A 26954-nucleotide genomic window follows, 5' to 3' on the forward strand; every position below is an offset into this window, starting at 1 on the left:
GACTGCCGGTTCCTGCCGCACGTCCGTCAGCCAGCGCCCGCGACGACGGTTTCGGCCACGGTCGGCGGCGCGGTGCTCTTGCGCACCACGAGCTTGGGAATGACAAGCGGCAGACGTTGCGGCACCGTCTCGTCGATGGCCTGGGTGACGGCCGTGATGGCCCGCCGACCGACCGCGCCGAAATCCTGCTGGATCGTCGTCAACGGCGGAATGAGGTAGGGCGCCTCGGGAACGTCGTCGAACCCGACCACGGAGAGGTCCTGGGGCACCCGCCGGCCACGTTCGTGCAGCGCCCGCAGCACGCCGATGGCCATCTGGTCGTTGGCCGCGAACACCGCGGTGGCACCGGGCATCTCGTCGATCCGCAACCCGGCGACGTAGCCACTGTGCGCTCTCCAGTCGCCCACGACCGGCTCCGGCGGGCGTAGGCCAGCCGCACTCATCGCCTGACGCCATCCTTCGAGTCGGGCACGGGCCTCCGCCCAGTTGAGCGGGCCGCTCACATGCACGATCTCCCGGTGGCCGAGTTCGAGGAGGTGGTCGGTGGCCATCCGGGCCCCGAGCACCTGGTCGACGCCGACGGTCACGCTGGCCCTGGACACGTCGCCCTCCACGACGACGAACGGGACACTCGAGCGCGTCATCCGCACCACCTCGAGAGCCTCGTCGTTGCCGGCGATCATCACGACGCCCTCCACACCGACACGCATGAGGTGTTCGGTGGCGTCGCTGAGCGCCCGTACCGTCACCTCGGAGAGGCTCACCGAGGTGGCGAAGTAGCCGGCGGCGCGGGCCGCGTCCTCGACGCTGCGATGGATGCTCGTCGGACCGAACAGCGTCCTGGCCGTGCCGATGATGCCGATCATCCCGGACCGTCCGCGTACCAGGGCGCGGGCGGCCGTGTTGGGGCGGTAGTCGAGACGTCGGATGGCCTCGAGGACCCGCTCGCGCGTCTCGCGCCTGATGCTCGGCGCCCCGTTGATGACCCGGGACACCGTCTGGTGCGACACGCCCGCCAGGCGAGCGACGTCGGCCATCACCGGTGGCCGGTCGGCCGCTGTCACAGCGGTCCTTGCGTGAACTCGCACTGGCGGGCCGTCCGTTCTTCCATGGAATCAGTTCCTCGTGGGCCTCGTCCGTTCGTGCCCGTCAGTGTGAGTGACGGGGCACCGCACTGCCGCTTCCGCCGACGAGGAAGTCGAGATCCGCGCCGCTGTCCGCCTGCAGGACGTGCTCGCTGTACAGCCGTACCCAACCCCGGTCGGCCACCGGTTTCGGCGGCTGCCAGGCGGCACGACGCTCGGCGAGTTCCGCGTCGTCGACCAGGAGGTCCAGGCGGCGCGTCACCACGTCGACGGCGATCAGGTCGCCGGTGCGTACCAGCGCGAGCGGGCCGCCGACCGACGCCTCCGGTGCCACGTGCAGGACGCAGGTGCCGTAGCCGGTGCCGCTCATCCGGGCGTCGGAGATCCGCACCATGTCCGTGATGCCGTCGGCGAGCAGCCGTCGTGGCATGGGCACGTTGCCCACCTCGGGAAAACCCGGGTAGCCCCGGGGGCCGGCGTTGCGGACGACGATCACCGTGTCCGGGGTGACGTCGAGGTCCGCGTCGTCGGCGGCGACGACGTAGTCCTCGATCCGGTCGAACACGAGCGCCGGGCCGGTGTGCGTGAGGAGGTGGGCGGAGGCGGCCGAGACCTTCAACACCGCACCGGACGGCGCGAGCGAGCCCCGCAGCACCACGGTGCCCGAGCCGGCGGGCTGGAACGGCTCCCGCATGGTGCCGATCACGTCCCGGTTCCAGCACTGGGCGCCGTCGACGTTCTCGGCCACGCTCGCACCGCTGACGGTGACGTGGTCCATGTGCAGCAGCGGCGCCAACTCCTTCATCACCACCGGAAGGCCGCCCGCGTAGGCGAAGTCCTCCATCAGGTACGCCCCGGACGGCATGAGATTGACCAGCATGGGCACGTCCGCGGTGAGGACGTCGAAGTCCTCGAGCGACAGGGGGACGCCGAGACGTCCCGCGATCGCGAGCAGGTGTACGACAGCGTTCGTGGAACCGCCGATCGCGGCGTTGACCCGGACGGCGTTCTCGAACGCCTGCCGGGTGAGCACCGTCGACAACCGCTGGTCCTGTTCGACCATCGCGACGATCCGGCGGCCGGCGGCCTGCGCGAGCGCGTACCGCCGGGAGTCGACCGCCGGCACGGCGGCAGACCCCGGCAGTTGCACACCGAGCGCCTCGGTCACGCAGGCCATCGTGGAGGCGGTGCCCATGGTCATGCAGTGACCCCGACTACGGGACATGCCGACCTCCGCCTCCGAGCAGTCGGCCGCGCTCATCCGGCCGGCCCGCATCTCCTCGGTGAAACGCCAGACGACGGTGCCCGAGCCGATGTCCTGGCCGCGGAACTTGCCGTTGAGCATCGGGCCGCCGGTGAGCATCAGGGTCGGCAGGTCGACGCTCGCCGCTCCCATCAGCAGACCGGGTGTGGTCTTGTCACAGCCGGAGAGCAGGACCACCCCGTCGAGCGGGTTGGCCCGGACCGACTCCTCCAACTCCATCGCCAGCAGGTTGCGGTAGAGCATGGTGGTGGGCCGCATCAGCGGCTCGCCCAGGCTCATCGCCGGGAACTCCAGCGGCAGGCCACCGCTCTCCCACACGCCCCGCTTCACCGATTCGGCCAGGTCCCGTAGGTGGGCGTTGCAGGGTGTCAGCTCCGACCAGGTGGTCGCGATGCCGATCACGGGGCGACCGTCGAACACGTCGTCCGCGAAACCCTGGTTGCGCATCCAGGACCGGTGGATGAACCCGTTGCGGCCTTCCGCACCGAACCACTGCCCGCTGCGCAGCGGTCGATTTGTCGTCGACATCAGCACACCTCTCTGTCATCCGTCCGGCCGCGTCCTGTGCGGCGGTCCATGGCGTGGGTGGAACAGGTGATCGGGTCGGCCTACCGGAGACCGCCGACGGACAGGCCGCCGCGCCAGTGTCGTTGGAGGCTGAAGAACGCGATGATCAGCGGGATCACCGACACCAGGGAACCCAGGATGATGAGGCTCCACAGCGAGGTGCCTCCCGCGTTGTTCGCGGACGCGATGCCCTGCCAGAGGCCGAGACCGACGGTGACGGGGAAGAGCCGGTTGTCGGAGAGCATGGCCAGGGGCAGGAAGTAGTTGTTCCAGGACGCCACCGCGGACAGCAGCAGCACGGTGACCACCGCGGGACGCATCAGCGGTAGGGCGATCTGGATGAACGTCCTGATCTCACCCGCGCCGTCGACCCGCGCAGCGTCCAGGAGTTCGTCGGGCACCGCGTCGCGCGCGTACACGTGCATCAGGTAGACACCGAACGGGTTGAGCAGCGACGGGAGGATGACCGCCCACACCGTGTTCGTCAGGCCGAGCCGGGAGAACATGATGAAGGTCGGGATGACCAGAGCGGTGGCGGGCACCATCAGCGCGCCGAGCACGACGGCGAAGCTGAAACGGCGTGCGGCGAAGCGGTACTTGGCGAACCCGTAGCCGGCCATCACCGCCAGGACCGTGGCGCCGATGCCGCCGGCGATGGCGTACAGCGTGGAGTTGAGGATCCACCGCAGGTAGATGCCACCGTCGTAGGTGAAGAGCTGCCTGAGGTTGCCGAGGTAGTCGATCTGGTCGGTGAACCAGAGGGTGTTGCCGCCGCCGAACAGGCCCGGCGCGTCCTTGGAGCTGTTGACGATGACCCACCAGAACGGTACGAGGAAGTAGATCACCAGGAAGCCGAGGAGGATCTGCAGAGGGAGGTAGCGCTGCGGTCGGCGGGCGCCTGCGCGGACGCTCGTGTGCTCGGTCATCTAGAGGAAGCTCCTCCGCTTGCGGGTGAAGAACAGGAAGGCGTACACGCAGATGAACACGATCCCGCCGAGGGCGAAGGAGATCGCGGAGCCGTAGTTGAAGTTGGCGAGCGAGAACGCCTGTTGGTACGCGTACATGTTCGGCGTGAAGTCCGAGCCGATGGTGCCCGCGGCGAGGTACCGCAGGATCTGCGGTTCGTTGAAGAACTGCAGGGTGCCGATGAGCGAGAAGACCAGGATCAGGATCAGCGCGGGCGCGATCAGCGGGATCTTGATCCGCGTCGCGATCTGCCAGCGCCCGGCACCGTCCATCCGGGCCGCCTCGTAGAGCGTCGGGTCGACGCCCTGCAGGGCGGCATACAGGATGATCATGTAATAGCCGGCCCACTGCCAGGTGACGACGTTGAGCAACCCGTAGAAGATCAGGTCGCTGCCCAGGAAGTCCGGTGCGGTGGCGCCGAAGAGCCCGAAGATGTCGGTGAGCGGGCCGAAGCCCCTGCTGTAGAGGAACCCCCACATCACCGCGCCGATGACCGTCGGGATCGCGTACGGGAGGAAGATCATGAGGCGGGAGAAGCGGGCGAACAGGGTGGTCACCGAGTCCAGGATGAGCGCCATCGCGAGCGCGATGACGATCTGCACCGGGATCGAGACGAGCGAGAAGCGGATGACGAACCACGCCCCGGACAGGAAGCTCGGGTCGGTGAACGCCTTCACGTAGTTGTCGAACAGGACGAAGCTGGTGCCGCCGATCAGCTTCCTCTGAAAGAGGCTGAGATACAGCGCGTACGCCAGCGGCGCGATGAGGAAAGCCAGGAACACGACCCCGAACGGCCCGACGAAGAGCCATCCCATCAGGTGCTCGCGAAGGTGTACCTTGCCACGGATCTTGCGCGTCTCAGGCGGTGTACTCGCTGCGCGCTTCTCGGTCAGGGATGTCATTGTGGTCTCCGGGACGTGGACGCTGAGGGGGGAGGGTGGGCCGGCCGGTGCCGGCGCGGCCCACCCCGCCGGTCACTGAACGGTGAAGCCTTGTTCCTTGGCGTACTTCGCCACGTCCTCCTGGAGCCGGTCGGCAGCCTGCGAGCCGGTAACGGACCCCTTGATGACCTCGCTCACCTGCTTTTCCATGGCGTCGAGGTAGTACTGGCCGAAGGGTGCGTACTGGACGCCCTGGTAGGCGTCGGCGGCGGGAACGTAGACCTCCTTGTTCGCCTGCTGGCCGCCGAAGAACGCCACCTTCAGGTCGACGAAGGCGGGATCCTTGAGCGCCGTGAGGTTCAGCGGGAAGATGACCTGGTTGGTCCAGCCGTCGGTGAGTGACTCCTTGTCGGCGTAGAGCCCGTAGGCGACCTTCGCGGCCAGCTCCGGCTTCTTCGCCTGCTTGGTCACCGAGAACGCCGACCCGCCCCAGTTCACCTGCACCGGGTTGGCCGCGTCCCACTGCGGCAGCGGGGCCACCGCGAACTTGCCGGTGTCCTGGCCCTTGCCGACACCCGCGCCGGTGAGGTAGCCGGGCGCCCACGCGGCCGAGATGTACGTCGCGTAGTTGCCGTTGATCACGCCGGAGATGTACTCCGGGGTGAACTGGTTCTGCGTGCCGACCAGGCCCTTCTTGGCCAGGCCACCCCAGTAGTCCAGCACGTCCTTGGACGCCTGGTCGTTGAGCTTCACGCCGATCGCCTTCGGCTGCGCCGGATCGAAAGTGAAGGGCGTGGCGCCCTTCTGGATCTGGAGCGCCATCAGGACCGCCGGGACGTTCGCGCCGAAGTCCCCGAAGAGCGGACCACCGGCGTCCTTGACCTTCTGCGCGGCCTGCTCGTACTCGGCCCAGGTCTTCGGTGGGGTGACCTTGTACTTGTCGAAGATGTCCTTGCGGTAGATCATGCCCATCGGGCCGCCGTCGACCGGGACGCCGTAGACCGCGTCACCGACCGACACGTCCTTCCAGGCACCCTCGCTGTAGTTGGCCTTGACCGCGTCGTAGCCGTACTTCTTGATGTCGACGAGCGCGCCCTGGATCTGGAAGGTCGGGATGCGGTCCGCCTCGACCATGATCACGTCGGGCGCCCCGGTGCCCGCCGAGATGGCCGTCTGGAACTTGTCGTACTCGTCCCCGCCCTGCCCGACGTTGGTCCAGCAGACCTGCACCTCGTTGTTCAGCTTGTTGAAGTTGTCGACGACGAGTTGGGTGTTGGGGTACCAACCCCACATCGTCACCACCGGCAGTTCCTTCTTGGTGATGGTGTTCGTGCAATTACTCGCGTCGCTGCCGCCCTCGTCGGAGGAGCAGGCCGCGAGGCCGGTCCCGACCGCGAGCATGGCAACCGTGGCGAGTATCCGTCTTCTCTTCATTGAGGTGGTTCCCTTCGGGTGGCGGTGCGGAGGGGTCAGCCGTACCGTGGCGGGCGCCACCGGGGCAGGAGACCTGCACCCGGTGGCGTCGCCTGGAACGGCTCCTAGCGCTTGAACAGACGCGGCGCCAGGTCGATGAGGTTCTTCTGCCACACGTCCCAGCCGTGCGGCCCGGGGGTGACCCCGTCGAACTCGTAGCGGATACCGAGGTTGTCCATCGTGGTCAGCGAGGTCATGAAACTCGGGTACACGAAGTCGGTCTGGTCACCGACGTACACGCGCAGCATCCTGGTGCCGTTGTTGATCGCCGCCGCGTCGACGCCGGTGCTGCTGCCGAACCCGGCGGAGAAGGCCGCGACGTAGGCGAACTCGCCCGGGTACGCCTTCAGCACCCCGAACGCCTGCCCGCCGCCCATCGACAGGCCGGCGAGGGCCTGCTGGGACGGGTCGCTGGAGATGTGGTAGCGGGATCGGGCCGTCGGAACGATGTTCTCCCGCAACTCCCTGTTGAAGTTCGAGGAGTTGCCGTTGCCCATCACGACCACCATGGGCGTGAGGTCACCGTCGAGGAACTGGTTGTCGAGGATCTGCTTGGCCCGGCCCATCTCGACCCAGTCGGTGTAGTTCTGACCACCACCGTGCTGCAGGTAGAGGACGGGGTACGGCTGTGCCCGGCCCGGGTCGTACCCGGGTGGGGTCCACACCAGCGCGGTGCGGTCCTGGCCGGCCACCGTGCTGGTGTAGGTCATGCTCTCGACCTTCCCGCCGCGACCGGCGGGCACGTCCGACAGCAGCCGGGCACCCGGGCCGGGGATGAGGAACGTGCTCCACATCGGCTCGGTGGTCACCGACGTCGGGTTCGAGGTGTCCTTGAACGGAACCCGGTCCACGATCAGTCGGTAGTAGTAGAACCACGGCTTGAGCGGGCCGACCGTCGCCCGCCAGCGGTCCCCGTCGCGGGTCAGTGGCAGGCGCAGCCAACTGCCGCCCGGCGCGACGTTCGCCCAGACCGTGACGTGCTGGGCGGCAGCGAAGTCGGTGGTCGTTTCGAAGGTGACGAAACCGTCCTCGTTCACGAAGGGCGTCGGGGTGGTGCCGGCCGGCGGGGGCGCGAACTCCCCCTTGAGCTGCGTGTGACCCGGGCTCGGCCCGTGGTCCCGCACGTGCCGGAACAACCGCGGCACGAAGTCGACGAGGTTCTCCTGCCACGTCGTCCAGGTCGCACCGCCGTCCGGGTTGACCCCGTCGAACTCGAACCGGACGCCGGCTCGGTCCAACGCCTTCGTCAACCGGTTGGTGGTGTTGTACGCGGGATCGGTGACGTTGCCGGTGTAGACGCGCAGCAGCTTGACGCCGCGGTTGATCGCCTTGGCGTCCTTGCGGTCGATCGCCGGAGCCGACGTGCCCGAGAACCAACCGACGTAACCGAACTGACCCGGCTTGGTGAGCGCGGCGCGTACGGCGTCCGTTGCCCCGTCGGAGACGCCCGCGATGGCCTGGTGCGCCGGATCACGGAGGACGCGGTAGTTGTCGGCGACCGCCCTGCGGAGGTCCTTCGACTCCCTGTCGTCCGCGACGTCGGCGTTGTTGATCACCACAACCATCGGGCTCATGGCGCGCGCGGCCGAGAGGTTGTCGAGGATCTGCTTGGACCGGCCGAGGTCGAGCCAGTCGGTGGTGGCCTGCGCATCGCCGGACTGCAGGAAGAGCGCGGGGTAACCCTTCGGTCCCTTGGCCGCGTAGCCGGGTGGCGTCCAGACCAGAGCCGAGCGCTGCGCGTTCCCGGTGCGGTAGGCAAGCGTCTCGATCTTTCCACCGGTGCCCGAGGGTGCGTCCTCCAGCCACCGGGCCGAGTCACCCGCGACGAGGAACGTGCTCAGAAGCGGGTTGGACGCGACATTCGTGCTGTTCGTCGGGTCCTTGATGCTCTTGGTGTCGTCGGCGGTGAGCTGGTAGGTGTACAGCCCGGGCTCCAACGCGCCGAGCACCCCCGACCACACGTCACCCCGGCGGGTCAGACCGAACTCCGCCCACGAGGCGGACGGACCGAAGTTGCCCTCGACGACGACCTGCGAGACGGTGCCCAGGTTCTCCTGGACGTACGCCGCCGGGACGGCGAACGAGGCGTAGCGGTCCGGAGAGACGTCCAGCCACGGCGTGTCCGCCGCCGCTGGCTGCGGTGCGAGGAGAACCGCCGCGGTGGCGATGACGCCAGCGGTGAACGCCGCCGAGAGCCGCCGGCGTACGCCCAGACGGCGTGAGCGCCCGTGATACTGTTCGGTAACCACACTCCACTCCCTTCATGCGCCGGCAGCGGATGCGACCCGACTGACCGGCTCAACTCAACGGTGGATCTGGCCGTTCGTGCTGCGTGCACCTCCTTCAGGCTGCTGTCACCGATGTCAGGGTCGTGCCGCGCTCGACGGTGCAGCGGTCGAGCTGCGCACGACGAGGCGTGTCGGAAGCACTATCTGGCTCGGCTCGTCCCACTCGCCGGTCACCAGTGACTTGAGCATCCGCGCGGCTTCGTAGCCGAGCTGGTACATCGACTGGTCCACGGTGGTCAGACCGGGCTCGGTCGACGCCGACTCGGGGATGTTGTCGAACCCGACGACGGACAGGTCCGCCGGCACGGAGAACCCCAACTCCCTGGCGACCTCGAGGACCTTGAGGGCCATCCCGTCGCTCGCCGCGAAGATCGCCGACGGCGGGTCGGGTCGTTGCAGCAGGACGCGCGCCAGGGGAGTTGCCGACTCGGGGTTGAAGTCCCCCCGACCGATCAGCGTCGGGTCGACCGGGACACCGGCGCTCGCCAGCGCGGCCCGGTAGCCCTCCTCCCGCGACCAGGCCGAGGCCAGACTGTCGCGGCCGGCGATGAACCCGATGCGCCGGTGACCCAGGTCGAGCAGGTGCTCGACCGCGGTGGTGGCACCCGCGAGGTTGTCGGCCATCACCGACGGTGCCGTCGAGCCCCGAACCGGGTCGATGGCCACGACCGGCGTCCGGCTCCGGATGTCGCCCCAGGGTGTGACGACGATGCAGCCGTCGGTGAGGGTGCCGGACAGGCGGGTCAGGTGCCGCTGCTCCCAGCCCTCCGAGTACGACCCGTACAGGTCGCTGTTGGCGTAGATGATCAGATCGAAGCCCGAGCGGCTCAGCGCCTTCATCACACCCTTGAGCACCTCGGCGGTGTACGACTGGAAGCTGTGCGCCACCAGGCCGAGAACATTCGTGCGGCTGCGCCGAAGGCTGGTGGCCACCAGGCTCGACTCGTAGCCGAGCTGCTCGATGGCGGAGCGCACCTGAACGACGGTGCGAGCGCTCACGCCGTAATGCCCGTTGACGACGCGCGAGACGGTGGCGGTGGAAACGCCCGCAGCTCGCGCGACATCACTCATCGTCACCGGCGCATTGACTTCAATCATGCCGCTCTCTCTGGACTGCAATCGTTATCGGTTACGTTTCCAGGATGTTGCCAAAGTAACGGAGGATGATTACGAACACAAGACTTTTTCGCCGTTGGTCAACCGTTCCCGGCGCCCACAGTGGAGTGTCGTTATCTGCGCCGGCCCTACCGGACGACAACAGAACGGCACGCTCCGTCAAGAACCATTTCCCGGGCCGGGTGAACGATCACATCCGTTGGACGTCGACGGTCCCGGTAAAGACCTTCGACGTCGGCCGGTCCGGGTCCGTGGTGATGACGAAGGTGCCGGCGTGCGTGCGGTCGGTGACCGAGAAGCCCGCGTACACCTCGATCTGCCCGGCCTCCACCGCGTAGGTCATGCTGCGGTCGTAGAAGCCGAGCTGGCCGGTGGGAAGATCGAAGCGCACGGCCACCCGCTCGCCGGCGGCGGCCGCGACGCGGGCGAAGGCCTTCAGCTCCAGCACCGGTCGGGTGACGCTGGCCTGCGGGTCGCGGACGTAGAGCTGCACGACCTGCTCCCCCGCCCGGCGTCCGGTGTTGGTGACCGTGACCGCGACCCCGACGCTGTCCCCGGCGCGGACCTCAGCGCTCTCCAGCGTGGCCTCGTCGACCACGAACGAGCTGTACCCGAGGCCGTGGCCGAAGACGTAGCGCGGGGCGACCGGCGAATCCACGTAGTCGCCGTGCCAGTGTGACCGCCCGCCGGAGACCTTGTGGCCGTAGAAGACCGGGATCTGGCCGACGCTGCGCGGGTACGAGATCGGCAGCTTTCCACTCGGGTTCACCTCACCGAGCAGCACCTCGCTGATCGCCTGCGCCCCGGTCTCCCCCGGCAGCCAGGCCATCACCACCGCGGCGCACTCCTCGTGCAGGAAGTCGCTGCCGACGGGTCGACCGGCGACGAGCACCGCCACCACGGGGGTGCCGGTGGCGACGACGGCCCGGACCAGCTCCTCCTGGACGCCGGGCAGGTCCAGACTGGACCGGTCCCGGGACTCGCCGGTGGTGGCCCCGGGCGTCAGCCCGGAGCGGTCGCCCAGGACCAGCACCGCGACGTCGGCCGCCGAGGCGACCGCGACCGCCTCGGCGAACCCCTCCGTCGAGGGATCGAGCACGTCACAGCCGGGGGCGAAGAGCAGTCGGTCGCCCAGCCGCGCCGCGAGTTCGTCGCGCACCGTCGGCACACCGTCGGTGCTCTCGTCGATCTCCAGGTCGTCCGGGATCGTCATCATCTCGCCGAGCAGGCCGCGCCGCTTGCGCGCCTCGACGAGCGCCTCGATGTGGGCCGCGAACGAGTAGTCACCGAGCAGGTGTCGGGCCTCGTCGGCGTTCGGACCGATGAGGGCGACCCGGCCCGCCCCTGCGAGCAGCGGCAGGACGCCGTCGTTCTTGAGCAGGACCAGGCTGCGCCGGGCGATCTCGAGCGCCACGAGCCGGTGCCGCTCGCCGTTCGCCGTCGGCGCGGCGGTGTCCTCGTCGACGTACGGGTTCTCGAAGAGCCCGAGTTCGACCTTGTGCCGCAGGACCCGGGAGACCGCCTCGTCGAGCCGCTCGTCGCTGACCTCGCCGCAGTCCAGGGCACGGGTGAGGGCGTCCGCGTACGCGTCGGTCGCCGGCAGCTCGACGTCCACGCCCGCGCCGAGACCCACCGTCGCGGCCTGCTGCTTGTCCTGGGCGAAGTGGTGGTACGAGTGAAGGTCGTTGACGGCGAAGTAGTCGGAGACCACGCTGCCGGTGAAGCCCCACTGCCCGCGCAGGACGTCGGCGAGGAGTTCCCGGTTGGCATGGCACGGGACGCCGTCGAGCTCGTGGTAGCCGGCCATCACGGACTGCAGCCCGCCCTCGCGGACCGCCACCTCGAAGGGGTACAGGTAGACCTCGCGCAGCAGACGCGGCGGCAGGTGGGCCGGCGCCCAGTTCAGGCCCCCCTCGGACGCCCCGTAGCCGACGAAGTGCTTGGCCGTGGCGAGGACGCCGTCGGTCAGGTCGGCGCCCTGCAGGCCCCGGACGAACGCCACCCCCATCCGGGACACCAGATACGGGTCCTCGCCGTAGGTCTCCTCCGTGCGGCCCCACCGTGGGTCACGCACCACGTCGAGCACCGGTGAGAGCCCCTGGTGGCTTCCCATGGCGCGCATCTGCGCGCGGACCGCGTCCGCCAACTGCCGGTTGAGGTCCGGCGCCCAGGTGCTCGCGACGCCGATGGCCTGCGGGAAGATGGTCGCCTCGCGGGCCATCACCCCGGAGCAGACCTCCTCGTGCACGATCGCCGGAATCCCCAGCCGGGTCTCGGTGACCAGGAACCGCTGGATCGCGTTTGCGGCCCGCGCCACCTGCGCCGCCCTGAGGCTTGTCGCGCCCGCCACGCGGGTCACGTGCCCCAGGCCGTGCCGAAGGATCGGCCAGGCCCGCTCGGCCGCGAACCGACCGCCCTCGAGCAGGGTGAACGCCCACGTGCTGCCCAGTTGCGCGAGCTTCTCCTCGCGGGTCATCCGGGCCAACAGGTCCGACACCCGATCGTCGACGGGCGCGGTCGCATCGGCGTAGGTCGCCACGATCTCCGGCTCGACGATTGCCACCCGGTCACCCCAATCTCCGCGAGGAGCTGGCCCTACGTAAACGTAATCGGTAACGTTTACATTGATCGAGAACGTAATCTAAGACGATCACGTTGTCCAGAGCTCACACTGCCTCCACCACCCCCTCGGTCCCGGCGCTCGGCCAGAGGTCTCCGCGTCGGACCTCGCACGAAGGAGCCAGCCCTGAACACCAACCCCGACAGCGCGCCGGAGAACGTCGTGAACACCGCGCGCCTGACCCTGGACCCCCGTCGACGCGTCGCGCCGGTGCCACGACGGCTCTTCGGCTCGTTCGTCGAGCACCTCGGGCGCTGCGTCTACAACGGAATCTACGAGCCGGGGCACCCGACGGCCGACGCCGACGGCTTCCGGGGCGACGTGCTCGCGCTGGTGCGCGAGTTGGGCGTCACCACGGTGCGCTATCCGGGCGGCAACTTCGTCTCCTCCTACCGCTGGGAGGACGGCGTCGGCCCGGTCGACGAACGACCGGCGAGGCTCGACCTCGCCTGGCACAGCCTGGAGACCAACGCGTTCGGGCTGGACGAGTTCATGCGCTGGGTCGGCAAGGCCGGTGTGGACCCGATCATGGCGGTGAACCTCGGCACCCGAGGCACCGCCGAGGCCGTCGACCTGCTCGAGTACGCCAACCACCGAGGCGGCAGTCACCTCGCCGACAAGCGCCGTGACAACGGCGCGGTCGACCCGTACGGGATCAAGCTGTGGTGCCTGGGCAACGAGATGGACGGCCCGTGGCAGGTGGGCCAGCGCAGCGCGACCGAGTACGGGCGGCTCGCCGCGCAGACCGCGAAGGCCATGCGTCGCTTCGACCCCGATCTCGAACTCGTCGCCTGCGGCTCCTCACACCTCGGCATGCCGACGTTCGGCAGCTGGGAGCGCGACGTGCTGACCGAGGCGTACGACGACGTCGACCTGATCTCGCTGCACGCCTACTACCAGCCGGTCGACGACGACCTGGCCAGCTTCCTCGCCTCGGCCGAGGACATGGACAGGTACATCGACGCCGTCGTCGCCATCGCCGACTCGGTCGGGGCGATCCGCCGGTCGACCAAGAAGATCATGATCGCGTTCGACGAGTGGAACGTCTGGTACCAGTCCGCCGCCCCGTCCACGCCGCCGAGCGGCGAGGACTGGCCGATCGCACCGCCGCTGCTGGAGGACCACTACAGCGTGGCCGACGCGGTCGTCGTCGGCGGCCTGCTGATCAGCCTGCTCCGGCACAGCGACCGGGTGAGCGCTGCCTGCCAGGCCCAACTGGTGAACGTCATCGCGCCGATCATGACCGAGACGGGGGGCTCGGCCTGGCGCCAGACCATCTTCCACCCCTTCGCCCGCACCGCCCGGCACGCGCAGGGCGTCGTGCTGGACGTGCTGCGCGACGGCGGCACGACGACCACCGACCGCTACGGTGAGATCGACGCGGTCGACGCGGTCTCCACCTGGGACGACAGCACGGGTGAGATGACCGTCTTCCTCGTCAACCGGGCCCTCGACACCCCGGCCGAGGTGACCGTCGACGTCTCCGGCGCGCAGGTGACCGACCTCATCGAATGCGTCACCGTCGGCGGCACCGACCTGCACGCCAAGAACACGGCCGACGGCCCGGACCACGCCGCTCCGCGCCCCAACGGCACGGCCCGCAGCGGCGACGCCAGCGTCCGGCTGACCCTGCCGCCGGCGTCCTGGACCATGCTGCGACTGCGGGCCACCGACATGACCCCGTGACCGGCTGACGAGCCGCCGGCCCCGGACGCACCCCGGCCGCGCACACCCTGGCCTGACCAGGGGGTGCGCGGCCGGGGCTTCCCCACCACAGGGAGTACGGGGCCGAGCCTGGGCTACCTGACGTCGGCGGGTGCGCTCTCGGAGTCGTTGAAGAGCTTGTCGCCCCGGTAGCGGGCGACCACCGGCGCGTCCAACGCGCCGTGGACGGTCTTCTTCAGCCTGGCGACGCCGTGGTGCACCGGGGCCGAGCCGAGGCGCGTGTCACCCCGCGTAGAAGTCGACGGTGCCGGTGAGCGGCGACGTGCTGGTGCTGACCGCGCCGACCGTCGCGGTGGCGGTGAGCCTGGTGTGCTGCGACCCGCCCGCCGGCGAGGTGGTGACGTCGAGGTCGGTGGTGGTGGCCCGGAAGGTCAGGGTGCGCAGGTAGTGGTTCAGCAGCGGACGCCAGACGTGCCAGGTGTGCACGCCCGGCACGTTGTACTCGTCCAGTTCGACACCGGCGGCCCGCAGGGCGGCGGCGTTGCGCTGCGAGTTCTCGGCGATGTTGCCCAGGCGGTCCTGGAGCCCGGTACCGATCATGATGCCGCCGGCCACCGCCTTCATGCTGTCGACCTGCGCCGGGGTGGCTGCCGGGCCGCCCGCGCTCCACGCCGCGTGGTAGCCGAAGAGGTCGGTGTGGTTGTACATGATGGTGTACGCCCGACTGCCACCTGCGGAGAAGCCGGCGAACGCGCGGTCCTGCGCCCGGGTCGAGACGTGGTAGTTCTGCTCGACGAACGGGAAGATGTTGTTGCGCAGCTCGTCGACGTAGCCCTCGTTGCCACCCGGTAGGCCGTTGAAGTCGGTGGACACGATCACCATGGGCTGCGCGGCACGGTCCCTGACCGCGTTCTCCAGGATGAGGTGGGCCACGCCCTGCATCGTCCAGGCGGTCGAGTGGTCGCCGCTGCCGTGGCTCAGGTAGAGGGTCGGGTACGGCGTGGCCCGGTCGGGGTCGTAGCCGTGCGGCAGGTAGACGACGATGTCGTGCACTCCCGCCGGGTTCGTCGACGACGGCGAGGTGTATCGCCGGGACTCCAGTCGGCCGACCCGGGCGACCGGCGCCTGGTAACCGGTGTCGTACGTGGGGAACCTCTTGCTGGCCGGAACGTAGATCGTGCTGCGTACCGCACCGGGGGCTCCGGGGTACTGCGGCTGGATCTGCCACCGGTTGGCGGGGTCGTCGTGCAGCGTGCACCCGGTGGCGAGTTCGTTGGCGCAGTCGTGGGTGAAGGCGTAGCGGAAGGTGCCCGCCGGCAGCGGGGTGGTGAAGGTCCACACCCCGTCGGGGCCCTTCCGCATGGCCAGGGTGTGCCACGGGGTCGCCGCGACGTCGCCGGGTTGCCACTCGGTGGGCGGGCGGGCGTCGCCGCAGTCCTGGCAGCCGATGGTCTCCGGTCGGGAGTAGAACCAGTCGCCGTAGACGTGGACCTGCTGGACGTCCTCGGGTGCCCGGTACCGGAAGGTGACGGTGTAGCCGGTCGGGGGCTTGTCGGTGCGGGTGACGGTCGGGCCCAGGGGCGCGGGCGGTGCGGCCGAGGCCGCCGGGGCGGCGAGGGTCGCCGCCGAGACGGTGACCGCGGCGAGCAGCGCGAGCATCAGCCGACGTGTGCGTGCCGGCGTCGGGGGACGGGGAGGTGCGACGGGCATGTTCCTGCTCCCTCTTCGGCGTGTGGTCAGACCGCATCGAGCGGTCGACCGACCATTCGATGGTGAGGTGAAGGGATACCAGTACCAGCGATGCAGCTAGGCGAGCGCTAACATCGGTTCCTGACGAAAACAGAACCATGAATTGCATCGACGGTCAATACATGCCACAGAATCGCTGCGCCGAATTGGTCCGGAAAACAATTCGAGCGCGCTTCAGCGGCACCAGTGGAACTGGCGCGCGAATTCACTGTCGGGTCAATGTCGTCAACAAATTCGCGCGCCAGCCACGGATGGCCCGGAAACGCACCCGGGAGAGACCGGCAGGAGGCGGTTATTCGGCCGCCGGCTGCAACCTCCCGTCGACTCGCCGGGAAATGGCGGTGTACTCGTCGCGCAACTCCTCCGGAAGGACCCAGGCCGGGGCGTCCTGCCACGCCAGCGGGCGGAGGAACCGTCGGATCGAGGTGGCGCCCACCGACGTGTGCACGGCGTTCGTCGACGGCCACGGTCCACCGTGGTGCTGGGCCCAGGACACCCGGACACCCGTGGGGTAGCCGTCGAAGACGATGCGACCCGCGCGGGCGGCGAGCACGTCGACAAGTCGGCGTACGACACCGGCGTCGTCGCCCGGCCCGCGGTGCAGCGAGCCGGTCAGCGACGGCGGGACAGCGGTCAGCGCGGCGTCCAGGTCGGCGTCGTCGTCGTAGCGGACCACCACCAGCAGCGGGCCGAAGCACTCGTCGGCGATCTCGGCGGTCAGGCCGCAGAGGTCGACCTGCAACAGCGTCGGCGCCACGGTGAAGCCCGCGTCCGCCTCGAGGGTGGGCCGCGCCGAGACCCGAGCACCGGCCCGCTCGAACTCCGCGGCCCGGCTCTCGTACGCGTCCCGGATGCGCTCGTTGAGCAGGATCGCGCCGCCGGACGAGTCGACTTTCGCCCGCAGGGCCTCGACCAGGCGGTCACCGCCCGGATCCGACGGGACGAACGCCAGGCCGGGCTTGGTGCAGAGCTGGCCGCCCGAGTTCGTGAAGGAGCCGAACAGCCCTTCGGCGATCTGGTCCGCCCGCTGCGCGGCCGCGTCCGGCAGGACGACGATCGGGTTCACGCTGCTCAGCTCGGCGTACAGGGGAATGGGGTCGGGCCGTTCGTCGATCGCCGCCTGGATGGCACGGGCGGCGTTGACCGAGCCGGTCAGGGCTGCGGCGCGGATCGCCGGGTGGCGTACCAGCGAGCGACCGGCCTGCTCCCCGTACACGGTCGCGATGACACCCTCGGGCCCGCCGAGGTCGCGCACGGCGGCTTCGATCGCGGCGGCGGAGGCGTGCGAGGTCAGCGGGTGGGACGGGTGGGCCTTCAGGATCGTCGGACACCCGGCGGCGAGCGCGGCGGCGGTGTCCCCGCCGGCCACCGAGAAGGCGAACGGGAAGTTGCTGGCGCCGAAGACGGCGACCGGGCCGAGGGGTACGAGCATCCGCCGCAGGTCCGGGCCCGGTCCGAGTGGTGTGTCGGCGGCGTGATCGATCGCCGCTTCGACGTACGCTCCGTCGCGCAGCACCTCGCCGAACATCCGGAACTGGAGCGCCGCCCGGGTGAGTTCCCCGTTGAGTCGCGCCTGGCTGAGCCCGGTCTCCGCCTCGGCGGCAGCGACCAGATCCGCACGGCGGGACTCCAACGACGCGGCGATCGCTTCCAGCAGCTCGGCGCGGCCGAGCCTGCCGCGGGCGGCCAGCCACTGCGCCGCCGCCGACGACTGACCGGCGATCACCTCCAGCCGAGACTCGTCGGTCTCGGTGAGATCCGTCGCGCGACGCTCACCGTCGCGCGGATCGACCGTGTTGACCACGTTCACAGCAGTCCTCTCCTCACCAGATTGCCCATGAGATCGCGGACGCCGAAGTGCCAGGGCTCGCACTCCTCCGCGTGCCGCACCCGGTTGACCAGGGTGCCGAGCGCTGGGCAGCTGATCCGTACCACGTCGTCGACCTTGTGGGTGAAACCCTCACCGGGGCGGTCCCGGTCCTGGATGGGCGCGAACATGGTGCCGAGCATCAGGGCGGCACCGTCGGGATAGTGGTGGTGTGGCCCGATCAACTGCCGGACCAACTCCTCGGGGTCACGCGACATCTGGGTCATCTCCGAGACGGCCTCCAGGTGGAAGCCGTCCACGCCGCTGACCTCCAGGCGCACCTCGAGGTCGCGTACCCGGTCCATGCCGAACCGGTCGTCGAAGAGCCGGATCAGGGGGCCGAGGGCGCAGGAGGCGTTGTTGTCCTTCGCCAGCGGGAGCAGGAGCGCCGAGCGGCCCTCGATGTCCCGCAGGTTCACGTCGTTGCCGAGGGTGGCGCCGACGATCCGACCGCTGGACTGGACGATGAGGGTGACCTCGGGTTCCGGGTTGTTCCAGGTCGACGCGGCGAGCACGCCGACCGGCACGGCGGTGCCGACGGCGGAGAGGATCTGTCCCTTGGTGAAGATCTCGGCGTCCGGGCCGATGCCCACCTCCAGGTACTGGCTCCACATGCCCTCGGCGACCAGCAGGCTCTTGAGCCGGTCCGCCTCCGGCGAGCCGGCCTCCAGGCTGTGCAGGTCGACGCCGACGTCGGCGAGCATGCGGTGCCGGATGTTCGCCGCAAGTGCCAGGTCGCCCCGCGCCCGTTCCTCGATCACGCGTTCGATCATCGAGATGGGGAAGGTCACCCCGGCGGCCTTGAGCGCCTGCAGGTCGACAGGTGCGAGCAGCCAGGGCCGGCTCCGGTCTCGGGTCGCGGCCCCCGTGGTGGCCAGGATCTCCCCGAAGTCGCCCACCGTCGGCCCGTCGAGCCCGGCCACCGTCGCGGCGGGGTCGGGCAGCTCGCAGATGTCGCGGACGGTCGGAAACCGGTGGCTGATGTCGATGACCTGGCCGTCGCGGACGGTCACCGGCGAGGGGCCCTCGCTGGACGGGTCCCAGATGCGGCCGATGAGGACGCTGTCGGCGTCGTCAGGCAGCGCGTCGGCGGCGGTGCCGGCCCAGTCCGCCTCAGCGGCAAGCCCCCTGGGCCGTGGCACCGTCATGAGTCGCGCTCCAGGTTGAAGAAGGACCGCTCGTCGCGGGGGCGGATGTCGTAGACGGAGTCCTGGAACATCCGCAGCGGGTGCGGTGTGAACGGGTGCTCCTCGATCGCTTCGAGATTCACCTCGATGCCCAGCCCGATCCCGGTGGGGACGAGGATGTCGCCGTCGTCGGTGAGCACCAGCCGCTCGTTGGTGATCTCGGGACGCCAGGGCACGTCGGTGGCCATGATCTCCAGGTACCTGAAGTTCGGCAACGTCGCCCCGAGTTGCAGCGTCGCCGCCGTGCTGAGCGGACCGCTCGGGTTGTGCGGCGCGAAGCCCACGTAGCTCGTCGCCGCGAGCGTGGAGATGAAGGCCAGCTCGGCGATCCCGCCGGCGTGCGTCACGTCCGGCTGGACGAAGTCGACCGCCTGCCGGGCCAGCGCCGGCGCGAAGCCCTGCCGGCCGAACCACCGCTCCCCCGCGGCGATCGGCACCGGCGACGCGCGACGGATGTCGACGAGCGCGTCGAGATTGTCCGGTGGGCAGGGCTCCTCGAACCACACCGGGTCGAACTGGGCGATCTCGGTGGCCACCTTGATGGCGTGGCGGACGTCGAAACGGCCGTGCCCCTCGACGAACAACTCCACCTCGCGGCCCACCGCCGAACGGACGGCGTCGATCTGGGCGAGCACCCGGTCCAACTGGGCGGTGGTGATGGTGAGGTCGTAGTTCTCGAACGGGTCCCACTTCAGGCCACGGAAGCCCGACTCCACCGTGCGACGGGCGGCGGCCGCGTAGTCCTCCGGCGTGACGGCGCCGGAGAACCAACCATTCGCGTACGCGCGGACCCGGTCCCGGGTCGCACCGCCGAGCAGCCGGGAGACCGGAACGCCCAGCTCGCGCGCCGAGATGTCCCAGAGGGCCATCTCCAGCGAACTCAACGCGGTCATGATGACCGGCCCCCCGCGCCAGTACCAGTCCCGTGCCGTCTCGTAGAGGATCTTCGAGATGCTTGTGGGGTCCAGCCCCACCACGGCCTCGGCCAACTCGGCGATGGCACCCTGGACGGCGCGCTCCTTGCCCTCGAGGGTGGCCTCACCGAGCCCGACGATCCCCTCGTCGGTGTGGACGCGCACGATGACGAGGTTCGTGCGGTAGAAGTCGACGACGAGTGTGTCGACAGCGACGATCTTCATGCTTCGGCTCAACCCTTCACCGCGCCGGCGGTCATCCCGGACACCACGTACTTCTGCACCAACAGGTAGAAGGCGACGGCTGGCAGCGTGAACAGGAAGGCCACGGCCATCACCGTCTGGATCGGCGTACCCAGCTCGCCGATGAAGTTCGCGATGCCGACCGAGGCGGGTTGCAGGTCCGGGTTGAAGATGAACGTCACCGCGAACACGTACTCGTTCCAGGCGTGGAAGAAGGCGATGACCGCGGTGGCCGCGATCGACGGCGCGATGAGCGGCACGTTGATGCGGGTCAGGGTGGTGAAGGGCCGGGCCCCGTCGGCCCGCGCGGCCTCCTCCAGCTCCTTCGGGATGCCGTCGATGGCGCCCTTGAGGATCAGCGCGACGATCGGCAGGACGAAGGCCGAGTTCACCAGGACGAGACCGGTCAGCGAGTCGAGCAGTTCGAAACGGCGGAACAGCGCGAACAGCGGGACGACCATGAGCGCCTCGGGAAGCATCTGCGTGAACAGCAGCACCACGGTCAGCACGGCCTTGCCCCAGAACGAGAACCGGGACAGCGCGTAGCCGAGCGGGATGCCGAGGCCAACGGAGAGGACCATCGTGCCGACAGCGATGATGAGGCTGTTGAGCAGCCACCCGGCCGCCTTGCCCTCGGCCAGGGCGTCCACGAAGACCCCGAACTGGCCGAGGTCCGGCGTGAGCCGGGGCTTGTCGGCGAAGAGGTCGCTGTTGCTGGACAGCGCCGTGACGAACATCCAGTACAGCGGGAACACCGCGACACCGAGCACGACGAGCACGGCGACGATCCGTGCGGTGACTCCGAAACGGAAGCGCCTCATCGGACCTCCCCCTTCTCCACGGCACGAGCGACCAGGCGGCTGCCGATGACGACGATGAGCGAGATGACGACGCCGACCATGCCGATGGCCGCCGCCGATCCGAGTTCCTTCGAGTCGAAGGCCTGCGAGTAGAGGTCGATGACGAGCGTCTCGGTGGCACCGACCGGCCCGCCCTTGGTCATCAGCCAGATCAGCTCGAACCGCCGCAGCGACCAGATCGTCATCAGCAGCGCCAGCAGACCCACCGTCGGCTTGATGACCTGCCAGGTGACGGCCCGGAAGGTGGCCCAGCGTCCCGCCCCGTCCACGGTCGCGGCCTCGTTGAGGTCCTGCGGGACCGACTGCAGGGCGGAGAGCAGCACCACGGACGTGAACGGGAACAACTGCCAGATGGTCGTCGCGAGCACCGCCGGGAGCGCGTAGCGCGGGCTGTCCAGGATGGCGCCACCGGGGACGCCGAGGCCGACCGCGTCGAGGAAGCGGTTGACGATGCCGTACTGCGCGTTGAGCATCCAGGTGGCGATGAGCGCGACCGCGATGCCCGGGGCGGCCCAGGGGACTGTCACCAGCGCCCGTGCCACGCCCCGGCCGCGGAACTTCGCGTTGAGCAGGAGCGCGACGGCGAGCCCGGCGCCGATCGCGACGACCACGCAGGTGATCACGTAGACGACGGTGATCAGCAGGGTGTGGTGGAACTCGGGATCGCCGAAGATCCGGTTGAAGTTCTCGAGCCCGACCCACTCGCTGCGGGTGGGGTTGAGCAGCCTCGTCCTGGTGAAGCTCAGGTACACCTCCTGGACGAGGGGTACCGCCTGGAAGACGAGGATGAACAGTGCGGCGGGTGCCAGGAACAGGTACGGCGTCCACTTGCTACCGAGTGGGCTGGGCCGACGCCGGGGCCGGCCTGAGGGTGTTGTCTTCGGTGCTCCGGTCTGTTCGACCACAGTCATCGGGTTTGGTCCTTCGGGGGAAGGACGCTGCCGGCGCGGGGATCGTCGCGCCGGCAGCGTCGCCGTGTCGAGCGGTCAGCGGACCAGTTCGGTCGCCTGCTGCTGGGCACGATCCAGCGCCGACTTGAGGTCGGCCTTGCCCTGCAGTGCCGCAACCACGTTCTGCACGACCACCTTGCGGATGTCCGGCGTCTTGGCCTCGAACCCCAGCACGATCTGCGGCAGGCTGGTCTCGGTGAGCCCGTCGAAGACCGGGAGGAACGGCGTCTCCTTGAGCTTCTCCGCGCTGCGCTGCGTGGTGGTGGCAACGCTGCTCGCGCCGAGAATCTCCTGGAGCTTGATCTGGTTCTGCGGTTCCAGCGCCCACTTGATGAAGGTGCCGGCCTCGTCCTTGCCCTCGCTGGCCTCGTTGATCACGATCGGTGCGAGGATCGCGCCCTGCTTGCGGACCGGGAACGGGATCGGTGCGACGTTGAAGTTGAGCTTCGCGTTCTGGCCGCGCGTCGCGGTCACGTAGCCGCCGTTGTTGAGTTCCATCCCGACCTTGCCCTCGGCGAACATCCGCCGGAACGTCGCCGCGTCCGCGCCGCGCGGGATGACGTTCGCGTCGTACAGGTCCTTGAACGCCTGCAGGCCCTTGAGGTTCTCGGGCGAGTTGATGGTCAGGTTCTTACCGTCGGACCACGCCCCGCCGAAGCCGTAGACGTAGTTGAAGATGTCCTGCCAGACGCCTGCCTCCTCGGCCTCCGTCTGGCGGAACGCCAGACCGAAGACGTCACCCTTGGTCAGCGACTTCGCGGTGGAGGTGAACTGCTCGTAGGTGGTCGGCGGCGTCGGGATCAGGTCCGCGTTGTAGAACATCGCGTAGTTGGACGCCTCGAAGATGACGCCGTGCCGGACACCGTCGTGGACCATGAACTGGTCCGGCTGCTTGAGCAGGTCGTACTTGCTGGCGTCGATCACCTTGTCGAGCGGGGCGACGAGGCCGGCGTCCGAGGCGGCCTCGAACTCGGGCATGTCGAAGCGGACGAGGTCGGGGCCCTTGCCGCTGCCCATCTGGGTGAGCACGGTCTGGCCGAAGGTCGGGTACGGCACCGCGGCGGCGGAGACCTGGACCTTGGTCTGGCTCTGGTTGAACTCATCGAGCCACTTCGTCAACAGGGGCCCCCGGCCCGGGTCGCCGAAGGTCGAGGCGGCGAAGGTCAACTTGGTGACGCCGTCGCCGGAACCGCCGTCGGAGCCGCAACCGGTCAAGAGAGTGGCGACCAGGCCGAGGGCACATGTCGCCCTGGCAATGCCGAAACGAGCGCGTTGACTACCCATCGTTACTCCACTGTTACGAGTTGGCGTCGAGTGAATGAAATTGCAACGATCGTAGCGTCATGTGCAACGGTGTCAAGTGGCGGTTGCGTATCGCGTCATCTATATTGCACAATGTGCAATGACAGCGACGGCGCTGCCCGTCGCGCGAGGGGAGACAGAAGCCTTGGCGCAATCGATTCGCCGCGCGATCGACCTCATCCGTCGATCCGCGGAGCACCCGCTGTCCCTTACCGAGGCCGCCGACGTGCTCGGCGTCCACAAGTCCACGGCCCTGCGGATCCTGCAGACGCTGGAGTCCGCGCGCTTCGTCCGCCGGACCGGCGCCGGCACCTACGTGCTCGGTAGCGGCCTCATCGAGTTGTCCGAGCTCGCGCTCGGCTCGATGGACCTCCGCCAACCGGCGGCCTCGCATCTACGTGCGCTGCAACGCGAGACCGGCCACACCGTACACCTCGCGCAACTGACCGGCGACGAGATCATCTACATCGACAAGGTGGACAGTCCGGCGTTCGACGCCGTCAAGCTGCCCTCGCGGGTGGGGCGGGCGGTCTCCATCTACGCGAGCGCCGTCGGCAAGACGATCCTGGCCTACCTACCCCGGCAGGAGCGCGACCGTCTGCTCTCGCACGTCGTCTTCGAGAGGTTCACCGACACCACGTTCACCGACCACGACGCCCTCGAGGCCGAGCTCGCCCGCATCCACGAGTGCGGCTGGGCCATGGACAACGGCGAGCACGACGCCTACGTCATGTGCGTGGCCGCGCCGATCAGGGATTCGCGGGGGCAGGTCATCGCCGCTGCCTCGATCACCGCGATCGAGGTCATCGCCAGCCTCGACCAACTGAAGGGCAACCTGCCGCTGCTGCTGGAGACCGCCGACAAGATCTCGTACGAGCTCGGCTACGTGCCGCCGTCCACCGCGGCCAGCCCGGACGGTGAGAGCATCTCGGCGACCTGACCGCGCAGGTCCCGGTCGATCACCGCGTCGTCGGCGTCGACCCGCCCTTGACGCGGTGGTGTTCGTCGGTCTCCATCTCGATGAAGGCCTGGATCATGCCCCGGTAGATCCGTTCGATCAGGTCCGGGTCCGCACCGGCGTCGCCGGCCAGCCCGCGGACGCGCGCCACCACCTGCGCCACCCGGTCCGGCGCACGGACCGCCTGGCTGTCGCTCTTGAGCGGGGCGGCCTGCCGGACCAGCGTCTCCCGGCGGGCGAGCAGGCCCACCAGCTCAGCATCCAACTCGTCGATACGGGCGCGGATCTCGGTAAGCGTCGGAGCGGTCTCAGCCACGCCGAAATCCTCGCACGACGGCGACACGATCAGGCGACGCGTTCACCGCGGCCTGCCGGTATTGCCGGCTTTCACCCTAATCTCGACACGTTCATGTTCGCCTCGGCACGGCAACCACGGAGGATGACGATGGGCGAGATGCCGCGACGTCAGTTCGTCAGACTCTCCGGTACCGCCGGCACCACCGGACTGCTGGCGCTGATCGGCGCGGACCGGGCCCTGGCCGACGGAGGCCCGACCCCGCAACCATCACCCTCGACACCCGGCGGCCCCGGTGCCGCAGCCTGCCCCACCCCCTCCGCCCTGTGCGGCTACCCCGCCGACACCGGCGGCAGGTACGACCTGTGGGACCGGGTCCAGGTCTGCGAGGGTACGAAGACCGGCCCACCGTTCCCGCAGTGCCTGCGGACGACCACCACGTACGTCGTCCTCAATGGTGGGTCGGGGTCCAACCACGACTTCCTGCTCGTGCCCAGTTGCCGGATCAGCGGCATCGAGTGCCCGTTCATCACCACCGCCAGCGCGCCGAACTACTGGTTGGAGGCGTGGAACAACGCCCAGCCGGGGCAGCCGGGGCACGTGGTCTACCCCCACATCGGGCTGGGCATCAACTCGGCCGACCCGACGATCCGTCAGCAGGACCAACTGCACATCCACCTGGCCGGGATCCATTCCGGAATCCAGACGCAACTGAACAACCACGACAGTGCGATCAGCAACGACCCGTCGCGGTGGCGGAGCCAGATCGTGCCCATCTGGGGCCTGACCAGCGCCGGCCTGCCCGCCCCTCGCTCCTACCGCGTGCTGCACGTCGCGAACCTGAACGGGAACCTCTTCCGGCTGCTCCTGGACAGCGTGGTGCGGCCGACCGGGGCGACCATGGCGGCGCAGATCCTGGCCGTCACGCCCCGCCTGGTCGGCGGCGGCGGGTTCTACGTCCTGAACAGCGAGCCCGGCCTGCCTGTCCCGGCCGGTCAACCGGGCGGTACGGGCACCGTCGACTTCCTGCTCGCGTACGCCTGAGCGGCCCGCTCAGCGCAGCAGGGCCATCCGGTCGATGACGGTGCCGCGCAGCTCCGGTGGCCACGGGAACAGCGGCGCGGCCACCTGGAGCTGGGCGAATCCGTGCAGCCCGACCCAGAGCGCCGTCGCGTCGCGGAAGGGGTCCGCGCTTGTCGACCGTCCGGACGCGACGCAGTCGGCGAGCGTACGCCGCAGGATCTCGAAGGCTCCCATGCCGAGCGCGGCGAGTTCGTCCGCCATGCCCGGGGCCCGATCACGTGCCTGCCCGGCGTCCCAGACGGCACCGAACATCACCCGGTACTGATGGGGCCGACGTTCGGCGAAGGTCAGGTAGGCCGCGCAGATCGCGCGCAGGCGCTGAGCCGGATCCTCGTCATCCGCTGCGCCCAGCTCCTGCTCCAGGACGCCGAAGGCGCGTTGCGCCACCGCGAGCAGGATTGAGTCCAGGTCCGGGAAGTGCGCATAGATCGACGGCGCGGAGATTCCGGCCTGTCGGGCGATCCCCCGCAGGGTGACGTTCTCCGGCGTGCCGTCCTCCAGGAGCTTCGTGGCGGCGCCGACGATCTCGTCGCGTAGCTGGGCACCCTCGCCACGCTTGTTGCGGGCTCGTGTTCGTGGTGTGGTCACCCCTTGACTTTACATCTGTTAGTCGAGGGCGTAAGTTAACGGCTGTAAGTACACATCCGTTCAACCGATGGAGGCTCCCATGACCGCCGCAACCGCCAGCCGAATCGACATCGCCGCCCCGTCCCGCCGCGCAGACCTCGTCGGCCGCGGGCTGGCAGCCGTCGCCTCCCTCGCCACCGGCGTCGCGTTCCTCAACGGTGTGCTGCTGACGATCAACGCCAGCGACGACCGCCTGTTCATCGAAGGCTGGCGCGTCTCCAGCTTCGGCATCTTCGCCGCGCTCTTCGCCCTGCTCGCGGTCAGGCCGCGTCAGTCGGCCGGCGTCTGGGAGGTCGTGCTCGTCGGCAAGACCGCTCTCGTCGTGTTCGGCGCGCTGATCGGCGACGTCCCGGAGGCACGCCTGTCGGCAGTCATCGATCTCGGCCTCGTCGCCGTCGTCGCAACGGCCTACGTGTTGTGCCGCGGCTGGCTGGCGTGGCGTCCCGCGACCACCGACACGATCCGATGAAGGGGACGACCATGCCCTCCACCTCACCTCCCCGCAGCCCGGAAGACCACGCCTCCCGACGCGCGAACCGGACCGCCATCATCTCGATCTGGGCGGTTCCGGTCCTGGTCATCGGTCAATTCGCCATGCTTGCCATCGTTCCGGTCACCCTGGCGCTGGTCGTCAGCCTGCGACACGCCCACCTGCGCGGACTGCGCCGCTGGACTGTCGCTCTCGCCACCGCCTACGCCACCCCGCTGGTCCTCTGGGCCATCGGGCCGGACCGCGCCCCGAGCCTGTCCAAGGACATGCACCCGGTCTTCGCCGCGCTGATCGTGGTGGCCGCGCTGGCCGCGGCCACGGCCTTCCACGTCGGACGTCGGCGGCCGAGCAGGCACGACGGCGCGTCGAACGAGTCGCCGGCCGCCCGGGCCACGGTGTGACCGATCCGTCTCCCCCCGTACGAGCGGAAGCGCCGGATCGCCCGTCGCCGTCATCCGACGGTGGCGGGCGATCCGAATGCTCGACACCTGCCGTGCCGACATC

General features: G+C 69.3%; 23 protein-coding genes. 5 read left to right on the forward strand and 18 right to left on the reverse strand.

From position 1 onward, the window contains the following. Nucleotides 1-26: 26 nt before the first annotated feature. The 8 genes from AB0C15_RS11265 to AB0C15_RS11300 all read right to left on the reverse strand — a co-directional run bounded on the left by AB0C15_RS11265 (nt 27) and on the right by AB0C15_RS11300 (nt 12203). Nucleotides 27-1064 (reverse strand): LacI family DNA-binding transcriptional regulator, encoded by a 1038-nt coding sequence (locus AB0C15_RS11265; RefSeq protein WP_357351064.1) that lies wholly within the window; start codon nt 1062-1064, stop codon nt 27-29. Nucleotides 1065-1149: 85 nt separating this feature from the next. Further along, nucleotides 1150-2877, reverse strand: coding sequence for an IlvD/Edd family dehydratase (locus tag AB0C15_RS11270; protein ID WP_357351065.1), 1728 nt, complete (start codon nt 2875-2877; stop codon nt 1150-1152). Between the two features lie 80 nt (nt 2878-2957). Continuing rightward, nucleotides 2958-3842 carry a carbohydrate ABC transporter permease gene (locus AB0C15_RS11275; RefSeq protein WP_357351066.1) on the reverse strand — a complete coding sequence of 295 codons (885 nt, stop codon included), beginning with the start codon at nt 3840-3842 and terminating at the stop codon, nt 2958-2960. Continuing rightward, nucleotides 3843-4784: a sugar ABC transporter permease gene (locus AB0C15_RS11280; RefSeq protein ID WP_357351067.1), complete on the reverse strand. Its 942-nt coding sequence runs from the start codon at nt 4782-4784 to the stop codon at nt 3843-3845. Between the two features lie 72 nt (nt 4785-4856). Then, on the reverse strand, nt 4857-6197 hold the full coding sequence (locus AB0C15_RS11285) for an extracellular solute-binding protein (RefSeq protein ID WP_357351068.1): 1341 nt from the start codon (nt 6195-6197) through the stop codon (nt 4857-4859). Between the two features lie 104 nt (nt 6198-6301). Next, nucleotides 6302-8485, reverse strand: coding sequence for an alpha/beta hydrolase-fold protein (locus tag AB0C15_RS11290; protein WP_357351069.1), 2184 nt, complete (start codon nt 8483-8485; stop codon nt 6302-6304). A gap of 114 nt (nt 8486-8599) precedes the next feature. Continuing rightward, entirely contained in the window at nt 8600-9622 is a 1023-nt protein-coding gene (locus AB0C15_RS11295; RefSeq protein ID WP_357351070.1) for a LacI family DNA-binding transcriptional regulator, read from the reverse strand. Between the two features lie 208 nt (nt 9623-9830). Continuing rightward, on the reverse strand, nt 9831-12203 hold the full coding sequence (locus tag AB0C15_RS11300; protein ID WP_357351071.1) for a glycoside hydrolase family 3 N-terminal domain-containing protein: 2373 nt from the start codon (nt 12201-12203) through the stop codon (nt 9831-9833). 219 nt (nt 12204-12422) lie between these two features. Between AB0C15_RS11300 and AB0C15_RS11305 the strand changes: the two genes are divergently transcribed. Continuing rightward, nucleotides 12423-13946, forward strand: a complete 1524-nt coding sequence (locus AB0C15_RS11305; RefSeq protein WP_357351072.1) for an alpha-N-arabinofuranosidase — start codon at nt 12423-12425, stop codon at nt 13944-13946. 113 nt (nt 13947-14059) lie between these two features. Here the strand turns inward: AB0C15_RS11305 and AB0C15_RS11310 are convergent, their stop codons facing one another. The 8 genes from AB0C15_RS11310 to AB0C15_RS11345 all read right to left on the reverse strand — a co-directional run bounded on the left by AB0C15_RS11310 (nt 14060) and on the right by AB0C15_RS11345 (nt 22979). Next, entirely contained in the window at nt 14060-14185 is a 126-nt protein-coding gene (locus AB0C15_RS11310) for a hypothetical protein (protein WP_357351073.1), read from the reverse strand. A 22-nt stretch (nt 14186-14207) separates the two neighbouring features. Beyond that, complete coding sequence (locus tag AB0C15_RS11315) at nt 14208-15635, reverse strand: alpha/beta hydrolase-fold protein (protein WP_357351074.1); 1428 nt, start codon at nt 15633-15635, stop codon at nt 14208-14210. A gap of 331 nt (nt 15636-15966) precedes the next feature. Continuing rightward, complete coding sequence (locus AB0C15_RS11320; RefSeq protein WP_357351075.1) at nt 15967-17484, reverse strand: aldehyde dehydrogenase family protein; 1518 nt, start codon at nt 17482-17484, stop codon at nt 15967-15969. Beyond that, a complete protein-coding gene (locus tag AB0C15_RS11325) occupies nt 17481-18689 on the reverse strand; it encodes a fumarylacetoacetate hydrolase family protein (RefSeq protein ID WP_357351076.1) in 1209 nt (402 codons plus the stop codon). The genes AB0C15_RS11320 and AB0C15_RS11325 overlap by 4 nt, the downstream gene beginning before the upstream one ends. After that, nucleotides 18686-19867, reverse strand: a complete 1182-nt coding sequence (locus AB0C15_RS11330; RefSeq protein WP_357351077.1) for a mandelate racemase/muconate lactonizing enzyme family protein — start codon at nt 19865-19867, stop codon at nt 18686-18688. The genes AB0C15_RS11325 and AB0C15_RS11330 overlap by 4 nt, the downstream gene beginning before the upstream one ends. Nucleotides 19868-19875: 8 nt before the next feature. Continuing rightward, nucleotides 19876-20706, reverse strand: a complete 831-nt coding sequence (locus AB0C15_RS11335) for a carbohydrate ABC transporter permease (protein WP_145794216.1) — start codon at nt 20704-20706, stop codon at nt 19876-19878. Continuing rightward, nucleotides 20703-21656 carry a sugar ABC transporter permease gene (locus AB0C15_RS11340; RefSeq protein ID WP_357351078.1) on the reverse strand — a complete coding sequence of 318 codons (954 nt, stop codon included), beginning with the start codon at nt 21654-21656 and terminating at the stop codon, nt 20703-20705. The genes AB0C15_RS11335 and AB0C15_RS11340 overlap by 4 nt, the downstream gene beginning before the upstream one ends. A 75-nt stretch (nt 21657-21731) precedes the next feature. After that, on the reverse strand, nt 21732-22979 hold the full coding sequence (locus AB0C15_RS11345; protein ID WP_357351079.1) for a sugar ABC transporter substrate-binding protein: 1248 nt from the start codon (nt 22977-22979) through the stop codon (nt 21732-21734). Between the two features lie 163 nt (nt 22980-23142). Here AB0C15_RS11345 and AB0C15_RS11350 point away from each other — a divergent pair, with 163 nt between their 5' ends. Next, on the forward strand, nt 23143-23937 hold the full coding sequence (locus AB0C15_RS11350) for an IclR family transcriptional regulator (RefSeq protein ID WP_357351080.1): 795 nt from the start codon (nt 23143-23145) through the stop codon (nt 23935-23937). Between the two features lie 19 nt (nt 23938-23956). Here the strand turns inward: AB0C15_RS11350 and AB0C15_RS11355 are convergent, their stop codons facing one another. Further along, nucleotides 23957-24271: a chorismate mutase gene (locus AB0C15_RS11355; protein WP_357351081.1), complete on the reverse strand. Its 315-nt coding sequence runs from the start codon at nt 24269-24271 to the stop codon at nt 23957-23959. 138 nt (nt 24272-24409) lie between these two features. Here AB0C15_RS11355 and AB0C15_RS11360 point away from each other — a divergent pair, with 138 nt between their 5' ends. Further along, entirely contained in the window at nt 24410-25294 is an 885-nt protein-coding gene (locus tag AB0C15_RS11360) for a CDP-diacylglycerol diphosphatase (RefSeq protein ID WP_357351082.1), read from the forward strand. Nucleotides 25295-25303: 9 nt separating this feature from the next. Here AB0C15_RS11360 and AB0C15_RS11365 read toward each other — a convergent pair whose 3' ends face one another. Beyond that, nucleotides 25304-25921 carry a TetR/AcrR family transcriptional regulator gene (locus tag AB0C15_RS11365; RefSeq protein WP_357351083.1) on the reverse strand — a complete coding sequence of 206 codons (618 nt, stop codon included), beginning with the start codon at nt 25919-25921 and terminating at the stop codon, nt 25304-25306. Nucleotides 25922-26000: 79 nt separating this feature from the next. Between AB0C15_RS11365 and AB0C15_RS11370 the strand changes: the two genes are divergently transcribed. Then, the gene (locus AB0C15_RS11370; RefSeq protein ID WP_357351084.1) at nt 26001-26429 is read left to right on the forward strand and encodes a hypothetical protein; all 429 of its coding nucleotides are present in this window, start codon (nt 26001-26003) and stop codon (nt 26427-26429) included. 11 nt (nt 26430-26440) lie between these two features. Next, on the forward strand, nt 26441-26851 hold the full coding sequence (locus AB0C15_RS11375) for a hypothetical protein (RefSeq protein ID WP_357351085.1): 411 nt from the start codon (nt 26441-26443) through the stop codon (nt 26849-26851). Nucleotides 26852-26954 lie beyond the last annotated feature (103 nt).

It is taken from the genome of Micromonospora sp. NPDC048835 (assembly GCF_040649995.1).
Lineage (GTDB): Bacteria > Actinomycetota > Actinomycetes > Mycobacteriales > Micromonosporaceae > Micromonospora.